A 1137-nucleotide genomic window follows, 5' to 3' on the forward strand; every position below is an offset into this window, starting at 1 on the left:
CGAGAGTGTTCCCGGAGAGCTGGTGGACCGCACGACAGTTGTGACTGTGGCTCGGCAGGACGACGGGCCCAAGCGGGCCCGGGATGCGCGTAAGCACCTCAGGTCCAAGGGGTTCGTGGTGTTGGGGCATTTGCAGCCGCACCCCCGGATCGCCGCTGATCTGGGCCTGCCCGTGCCGGACAAGGGATCTTGGGTGTCGGCCAGGCTGGCACCCATCGACGATGCCGACGTCCGCGCTGCGGCGGTCATTGGCGGTCATCGCTACGGGCTATGGCGTGAGGGCGATGTTTGTGTGCAGGCGCCCGACATCCCGACCAAGCGCGCAGAGTCCTCCTGAGCGCCGGCCGACGAGGGGTGTCAGTGGGCCGCGATACCCTTGGGGGCGCTGTTTGGCTTGGCCGGTAGGCGCGGAGAAGCCCGAGGTGAGACCCCCGTCCCTGCAATGCCCCCTGGAGATCGAGTGCACCCCGTCCAGATCGTGGACCTGTTTGCCGGCCCCGGCGGGCTGGACGTAGCCGCTGAGAAGCTCGGTATTGCCACGGCTGGTGTCGAGTGGGATTCGGCTGCTTGTACCACGCGTCGCGCGGCCGGACTCGCTACCTGGGAAGGTGATGTGCGTCGTTTCGGGCCGTCCGACTTCCCGGACGCGGATGTCCTGGCAGGCGGCCCCCCCTGCCAGACATTCACCGTCGCCGGGACCGGAGCCGGGCGACGGGCACTGGACGACGTGTTGGCGTTCGTCGATCGAATGGTCGCGAGGGAAGACCGGGAAGAGATCGCGAAGGATCTCTCCAAGCTGGAGGACGAGCGGACCGGTTTGGTACTGGAGCCCCTCCGCTGGGCACTCGAAGCGATTGATGAGCGGGACAAGCCGTATCGGGCAATTGTCCTGGAACAGGTCCCCGCGGTGCTGCCGGTGTGGGAGGCGTACGCCAAGGCCCTTCAGGCGGAGGGGTACGCCGTTGACTGCGGTCTTTTGCGCACAGAGGCGTTCGGGGTTCCGCAGACGCGTAAGAGGGCTGTGCTGATCGCCCGCATGGGGGGTGAGGCCGTCCGGCTTCCTTCTCCCACTCATCGCACATACCGCAAGGGTGTTGCACGCGATTCCGGGGACAGCAGTCTGGAGCCCTGGTCCAC

The 1137-nt window shown here is 67.1% G+C and carries 2 protein-coding genes; both read left to right on the forward strand.

The features are described from left to right. Window positions 1-337: NaeI family type II restriction endonuclease (locus tag ACFWVD_RS28755; protein ID WP_379248051.1), on the forward strand; the 337-nt coding region annotated here is incomplete at its 5' end. Window positions 338-460: 123 nt separating this feature from the next. Further along, a partial coding sequence (locus ACFWVD_RS28760) for a DNA cytosine methyltransferase (protein ID WP_379248053.1) occupies window positions 461-1137 on the forward strand: 677 nt, incomplete at its 3' end.

It is taken from the genome of Nocardia sp. NPDC058666, assembly GCF_042714895.1.
Classification (GTDB): Bacteria; Actinomycetota; Actinomycetes; order Mycobacteriales; family Mycobacteriaceae; genus Nocardia.